Origin of the sequence: Halomonas sp. KHS3 (genome assembly GCF_000830495.1) — a bacterium.
Lineage (GTDB): Bacteria > Pseudomonadota > Gammaproteobacteria > Pseudomonadales > Halomonadaceae > Vreelandella > Vreelandella titanicae.
The window spans coordinates 1,456,426-1,463,653 of the sequence record NZ_JWHY01000002.1 but is presented as its reverse complement, the minus strand read 5'-3'; the positions used below and the strand labels follow the sequence as shown (position 1 = coordinate 1,463,653).

Annotated in this window: 4 protein-coding genes and 1 pseudogene; 1 reads left to right on the top strand and 4 read right to left on the bottom strand. The window is 52.6% G+C overall.

Annotated features, from left to right (window positions below):
* Positions 1-37: 37 nt before the first annotated feature.
* Positions 38-964 (bottom strand): annotated as a pseudogene (locus RO22_RS08770) (electron transfer flavoprotein subunit beta/FixA family protein).
* 509 nt (positions 965-1,473) lie between these two features.
* On the opposite strand from RO22_RS08770, the gene RO22_RS08765 reads away from it, so the two are divergent.
* Positions 1,474-3,138: an electron transfer flavoprotein-ubiquinone oxidoreductase gene (locus RO22_RS08765; protein ID WP_041158075.1), complete on the top strand. Its 1,665-nt coding sequence runs from the start codon at positions 1,474-1,476 to the stop codon at positions 3,136-3,138.
* A gap of 71 nt (positions 3,139-3,209) precedes the next feature.
* Here the strand turns inward: RO22_RS08765 and RO22_RS08760 are convergent, their stop codons facing one another.
* From RO22_RS08760 to RO22_RS08750, 3 genes are all read right to left on the bottom strand, one after another.
* On the bottom strand, positions 3,210-5,396 hold the full coding sequence (locus tag RO22_RS08760) for a putative bifunctional diguanylate cyclase/phosphodiesterase (RefSeq protein WP_235270480.1): 2,187 nt from the start codon (positions 5,394-5,396) through the stop codon (positions 3,210-3,212).
* Positions 5,397-5,505: 109 nt separating this feature from the next.
* On the bottom strand, positions 5,506-5,943 hold the full coding sequence (locus tag RO22_RS08755) for a hypothetical protein (protein WP_022523865.1): 438 nt from the start codon (positions 5,941-5,943) through the stop codon (positions 5,506-5,508).
* An 11-nt stretch (positions 5,944-5,954) separates the two neighbouring features.
* Positions 5,955-7,184 (bottom strand): hypothetical protein, encoded by a 1,230-nt coding sequence (locus tag RO22_RS08750; protein WP_022523866.1) that lies wholly within the window; start codon positions 7,182-7,184, stop codon positions 5,955-5,957.
* Positions 7,185-7,228: the final 44 nt, after the last annotated feature.

Here is a 7,228-nt window from a genome sequence, read left to right as displayed (position 1 = left end):
CAACTCCTTTCAAAGCGCTTGTAGCAAAGTACTTGTATCAAAGAACTTTGGCTTCGTTTTTCAGTTTGTCGATCAGCTCGTCTACCGAGGCGACTTTGACGCCGCCTTTGCGCTCGGCGGGCGACTCTACTTTGAGCAGACTGACCTTGGAGGCGACCTCGATGCCGTAGTCGGCGGGGGTTTTCACATCCAGCGGTTTTTTCTTGGCCTTCATGATGTCNCGACTCTACTTTGAGCAGACTGACCTTGGAGGCGACCTCGATGCCGTAGTCGGCGGGGGTTTTCACATCCAGCGGTTTTTTCTTGGCCTTCATGATGTCGGGCAGCTTGGCGTAGCGCGGCTCGTTGAGACGCAGGTCGGTGGTGACAATCGCTGGCAGCGTCAGCGCAATAGTCTGCAGGCCGCCGTCGATTTCACGGGTCACATGCACCTTGTCACCGTCCACTGCAACTTCCGAGGCAAAAGTGCCTTGGGGCAGACCGGTCAGCGCGGCGAGCATTTGGCCGGTCTGATTGTTGTCGGTGTCGATGGCCTGCTTGCCCAGCACCACCAACCCCGGCTGCTCCTCTTCGACCACTTTGGCCAGCAGCTTGGCCACGGCCAGGGATTCGGCTTGCCCAGCACCACCAACCCCGGCTGCTCCTCTTCGACCACTTTGGCCAGCAGCTTGGCCACGGCCAGGGATTCGGCGCGCTCGTCGGTTTCGATATGAATGGCGCGGTCGGCGCCCAGCGCCAATGCCGTACGCAGCTGCTCTTGGGCGGCTTTGGGCCCTACCGTGACGGCGACGACTTCTGTCGCCACGCCCTTCTCTTTCAGGCGTACCGCCTCTTCCACGGCAATTTCGCAGAAGGGGTTCATGGCCATTTTGACGTTGGTAAGATCGACATCCGAATGATCCGCCTTAACGCGGATTTTGACGTTATAGTCGATGACGCGTTTCACCGCGACGAGTACTTTCATAGGTTCCTCGCTTGGCTTGTCGTAAAGCCGTTACCCTGAGACGGCACCCGCCCAGCGGATACCCCTTTTTAAGATGTGTGGTGTATTGAAGACTTACCGGCAATCGCTCAACAGCGATTCGCCTGCCCCAATACAGGCGCTGCCAACAAAAAATGGCGGCGCTTTTAAATTCAATGCATAAAATTCAATCGAGCGTTTGATAGGTGCGCAATTGAAAAACCCTCCCAATTTGCCATAGCCTGCCACAAAGCGACAATACCTAATGCTTAATCATCCACTACGGCCTTAGTCGTAGCACTGAACGAGGGTTAACAAAGCATACCGTCAATAAATGCTCCTTTCACCATCGTAGGCGTGACCTGACACAGGTATTATGCCTATCATGGGGCATAACCAGAAGCAAACGACCGTTTTAAATTAAGGCCGACTTTTTATAAGCTAGTTCCCTGGAGTTAACCTTAGATTAGCTTTGTAAACGCTGGCACTTAAAGAGAATAAGGAGAAACCGGGTGGAAACTGTAGAACGCGATGTAATGGACTTTGATGTCGTCATTGTCGGTGCGGGCCCATCTGGGCTTTCCGCCGCATGCCGACTAATGCAGCAAGCCAACGAGGCTGAGCAAGAGCTCACGGTTTGCGTCGTTGAGAAAGGCTCAGAAGTTGGCGCACATATTTTATCGGGCGCAGTCTTTGAACCTCGCGCACTGGCGGAACTGTTTCCAGATTGGGAAGAGCGCGGCGCACCGCTCAATACCCCGGCGATTCGCGATGACGTTTTCTTGCTCAAAGACGCCGAAAAAGCGCAGAAAGTGCCCAACGCCTTGGTACCTAAAAGCATGCATAACACCGGCGGCGAGCTTACCCGCTATGTAATCAGTGCAGGCAATCTGTGCCGCTGGCTGGCGGAACAGGCAGAGGGCCTCGGCGTAGAAATCTTCCCAGGCTTTGCCGCCCAAGAGGTCATTATTGAAGAAGGCGCCGTGCGCGGTATTCTGATTGGCGACATGGGTGTTGCCGCAGATGGCACCCCTAAAGATGGCCATATGCCGGGCATGGAACTACGCGCCAAATACACGTTGTTTGCCGAAGGCTCGCGGGGGCATTTGGGCAAGCGCTTAATCAAAGACTTCTCACTGGATGCAGGACGCGACCCGCAACACTACGGCATCGGCCTTAAAGAGCTGTGGGATGTGCCTGCCCACAAGCATGAGCCTGGGCTTGTGTTGCATGGTTCTGGCTGGCCATTAGATAAAAACGCTCACGGCGGCTGGTTTCTTTACCATGCGGAAAACCAGCAGGTGGTGGTGGGTTTGATTATGGATCTGGGCTACCAGAACCCGTGGCTCTCGCCCTTCGACGAATTTCAGCGTATGAAGCATCATCCGGTACTTAGTCAGTATCTGGAGGGGGGCAAGCGCGTGGCTTATGGCGCCCGGGCGATTACCAAGGGGGGCTTTAACAGCCTACCCAAAATGACCTTCCCCGGCGGGCTATTGATTGGCTGCGATGCGGGCACTCTCAACTTTTCCAAAATCAAAGGCCTGCACACCGCCATGAAGTCTGGTTTGGTTGCCGCGGAGAGCGTATTTGAGGCGATCAAAGGTGGTGATGAAGGCGCCCAGGAGCTAACGAGCTTTACCCAGAAATGGGAAGCCAGCTGGGCCTACCAAGAGCTTAAAGAGAGCGCCAGCTTCGGCCCCGCGATCCATAAATATGGCACCGTGGGCGGTGGAGCATATAATTTTGCTCACCAGTTGCTGGGCAACAAGCTGCCTAACGTCCACGACACCACCACAGACTATGGCGCCCTCAAGCCTGCAGCCGAGTTTGAAAAGATTAACTATCCCAAACCGGACGGCAAACTCTCCTTCGACAAGCCTACCTCTGTGTTTCTATCGAACACCAACCATGAAGAGGATCAGCCGTGTCATTTGCGCCTGGACGATCCTGAGCTACCGATCCGCGAAAACCTGCCCAAATACGCAGAACCGGCGCAGCGCTACTGCCCGGCCGGTGTTTACGAAGTGGTAGAGGATAGCGCGGGCCAGCCACGCTTTCAGATCAATTTCCAAAACTGCGTGCACTGCAAAACTTGCGACATCAAAGACCCAGCGCAAAATATTACCTGGGTAGCACCAGAAGGCGGTGGCGGACCCAACTACCCTAATATGTAAAGTAGTCGGCTAAAACCTGTGCACTGCTTGCCCTACATTGGCTGTAAAAGGGTAAGCGGTGTCTGTCTGGGCTATTTCTCCCTTTGACAGCTCTCCTCTGCTGATAACGGTCTATTACTATAAAAGCCGTGAAAAGGGAGACTGGAGTGGCTGCCTATGAAATGGGACTGCTCATGAGAAGCGACCCCTTTCGCGAACACCTGCATCCCTAGACGCTTACCCAACTCAATGACCGATGACGATAACTGCTGGTCGCGACGAGTGCCTGATAAGCGCTTAACTAAAGAAGAACTTACTTTTAACGTATCGACAGGCAAAGCGTTTAAGTCAGATAAAGAAGAATACCCTGTACCAAAATCGTCAATGACTATCTTAACCCCGAGTTTTTTAATCTCGGCAAAGATACTCGCCGTACGCTGAACATCCTGCAGCAGCATGCTCTCTGTCATTTCCAACTCAAGTAGCCAGGGATCCATTCCAGTAGTGGCTAATGCCTCCTTGATACTCTCCACAAAGCTGTTGTCGTAAAATTGGCGTGCAGAAATCTTGACCGCCATCGTTAATGCGGGAAACCCTTCTTGTTGCCACAGCATGTTTTGCCTACAGGCATTTTCGAGCACCCATTGAGCGATAGGCATGGCCAAACCGCTCTCTTCAGCCAGGGGCATGAATTGGGCGGGTTCCAGCAATCCAAGCGTTGGATGCTGCCAACGAAGCAATGCCTCCATGCCAAGCGTGCTACCTACTTCGACGTCATGCTTTGACTGGAAGAACAACCTAAACTCATGACTCACAAGCGCACGATGCAGGCCAGACTCCAAGGTTAAACGCACATCCATTTCCGCACTTAATTCATCGGTATAGAACTGGACAGTGTTTTTGCCCAGCAGCTTCGCCTGATACATCGCCATATCAGCGCTTTTCATTAATGTTTGCTCGTCAAGCCCGTCAAACGGATACAGCGAGACACCAATACTTACCGAGACATGGCACTCCTGGCCCGCTAGCATAAAGGGCTCTCTAATGGCTGAAAGAATTTTTTGGGCGATGGGCTCAATCTGGTCTCGTCGACTAACCTTACTCAAAAGGATGACAAATTCATCGCCCCCTAACCGAGCGACGACATCACTTTCACGCACCGAAGTGGTCAGTCGACTTGCTGCTTCTTGCAGGAGATGGTCTCCGGCATCGTGACCCAAGGTGTCATTGATTAACTTAAAGCGGTCAAGATCCAAGAAAAGCAGCGCGAAGGATTCACTATGGCGACCGCCAAGCTTCACGGCCTGAGTAATCAAGTGGCTCAAAAAGGCTCGATTAGGCAAATCGGTTAGCGTGTCATGGAAAGCTAAGTGTTCGACCTGCTGAGCATGTGATACACGCTCTTCCATTACCCGCCGCCGCGCCCACTGAAGTTGCCAGCTCAAACGACCGAGTATAGCCAGAATGATGAGTAGCAGGCCGCTAGTCCAACCGGCCCGCTGCCAATAGCTTCGCGCAAGTTGGTGAGCTGCGGCCAACTGTTCCTGGGCAGAGAGCCCTACCACGATCGAGAGTGGAAAATCATACAGCTCGCGCACCAGCGTGTAACGATCAACCCCTTGCCAGTGGGTCATAAAAGGCGCACTAACAGCATCCAGTGTGCTACTTTTCCAGGCTCCTATATCCATTAACTCGCCTGAATGGATCGCATCTCCAGAACGCCTGACCCGTACGATGCCATCCGCACCGACGAGTGCCAGCATGCCCTGCTGGCCCAAAGATCGAACTTCATAACTGCTCACAAAGTAATTGGCATCAATAGCGATGATGACCCAGCCTGAGCCTCCCCCTTGCGCAGATTCTTGCTCAGGCCTTAATGGTCGAGTAAAGGTAATCTGGTTAGCATCCTTTTCTCCCACGGCTAAGTAATCATCGTCCAGCATTGCTTGCGCAGGAGGCGTTAGGCGCTGCCCAAGCAGCCCAGGATCAGTGGTCTCAACAACCATGCCCTGCGAATCAACAATACTGATGGTAAAAAGCAGTGCGGGAGGCAGCAGCCACTGCTCATTTAACACACTGAGCACGCTCGAGTGATTGCTGCTATTGGCGGTAAAACGTACTAACTTCAGTGTCGTGTCAATTTCCCTGAGGGCCCTTACAACCCTTGCTTCGTAGGTGTCGGTGATTTCACCCACGGACAGCTCTGCCTGACGCTCAATGGACATACGCTCTTTATTGACTAAAAAATAAGTACTTCCCCATATAACCAATAACATCATAAAAGCCACGATGCTGAAGAGTACCAGTGGCTCTACAAGATGATGTGACCATCGATGAATAAAGGCTCTGGATGAGCTGACCCGGCTCGGGCCTCTTGGATCATTGAGACTACTCAATTGTCACCACTCTCAAACGCTCATCAAGAAAGGAAGGGTCTATATAGCCCAGTGCTTTTGCATCACTGACTAATCGCTCTACCACTGCGCGACTATTAGCCAGCGCTTGGGGCGGCTGCCCTCGCCCGGTAAATATCTGCCTGGCCCAGTGTGCCTTGATCTGCGCAGGGGTTTGCCCCGTGTAGCGGGTGTAGAACTCACTTCTCGCTGCCGTACCTTCAGTCAGATCCAAGGGCACCACCTGTGCTCCGTTAACTATTAGCGTGCGGCGCCCTAAATAAACATCCCTTAAATCGCTGCTGGTAAGGCGAGTAAAAGGCGCCTCGGCTGATACCACCACCAATACTTCGGCTGAAGCAGGATGATAAGTCATGCTCAACATCGCCCCCAATAAGAGGCTGATTCCGGATCCAGTTAGACGTTTAAGCATGGCCACTCTCCTTAAAACACAAAGTCGAGCGAAAGGCTGAACAGGTTAATACGTCCACCTGGGGTAAACTCGGGCTGTTGATTAATCAGCCCCCCTGATGTCCCTGAGCGCATATCGATGTGATCATATTGGGCCGTAAGAGCCATACCCGGTCTGAAATCCCAGCGTGCGCCAACCGTTATGCTTTCTTGCTGTATTCCGCTGGATAGTAGCTCATTCAACATCCCGTTAAGGAGCTGGGCACCTTCTGCAAAGGGCGATGGATACAGGGCAGCATTTAGCCCAGGCTCTGACGTATTGCTGGTGACTTTTGCTCGCGCCACACCTACATACGGTGTCCACTCGGCGACACGGTAACCTAACGTCATGTAGGCTCCTTCGCTCTCCCCTAACAGAGAAGGCGACGAAGAGCGTGCCCACTCGCCCATAACAAACCATGACCCAGGGTCATAACCTAACCCTAAACTCAGCAGGCTCGTACGCTTACCATCAACTTCGTAGCGGCTAGCAAGCTGTTCACCGGGTAGACCAAAGAGGCGGTAAACATCGAAGAATTGTGAGAGTTCATCTGCGCTTACTTTCAGTTCGCCGTAGCTGGCAAACAGGGTGGCATCCCCCCAATGAGTACGGTGAGAAACGCCCCAGGAATCGCTGGCGTCGATACTACCCGTTGAGTAATCAACGCTGCCACCACCAAAATTCAACTGCAATTCATTGGTAGTCTCCCCTACTGGGTATCGATAGCGCATATCAACACCGTCAAAATTAGCCACCGGAATTAGACGATAAACTTCTTGCGGAGGCCGCACCCATGGAGTGGCGTAATTAACTTTACGATGTTCAGAAGCCATGAATGAGCTCTGCACCATACGCCCAACGCGGAAACTAAGATTAGGGGTAATGTCGTATTGAACATTCGCCCATTCAATCTCAGGTGCGTAAGAGCCGTCATACCGCTTCTCGCTGACTACTTGAACAACCGAGGAAAGTTTAGGCGTGAGATGCAGCGTAGCTTGAAGCCCTAAGCGGCTATCAACTTCTGCGCTCCAATCATGGCTGTATCCAGCACCTTGTGAAGCAAAAGGGTCATTAACGAAGTCAGCATTTTGCTCGTCAGAGTGAACGACCCCCAGCGTGCCAAAACCATTGAATTCAAGATTAGGTAGGGAGTTATCAGCAAGCAAGGCGCCGCTTTGGGTAACGATCAAAATGGCGCAAAGCCAAGTGACTTGCCTTACCATGCTCGTTCCCTATTTCATTAGTTATATACTATGAGCTGCTGAGT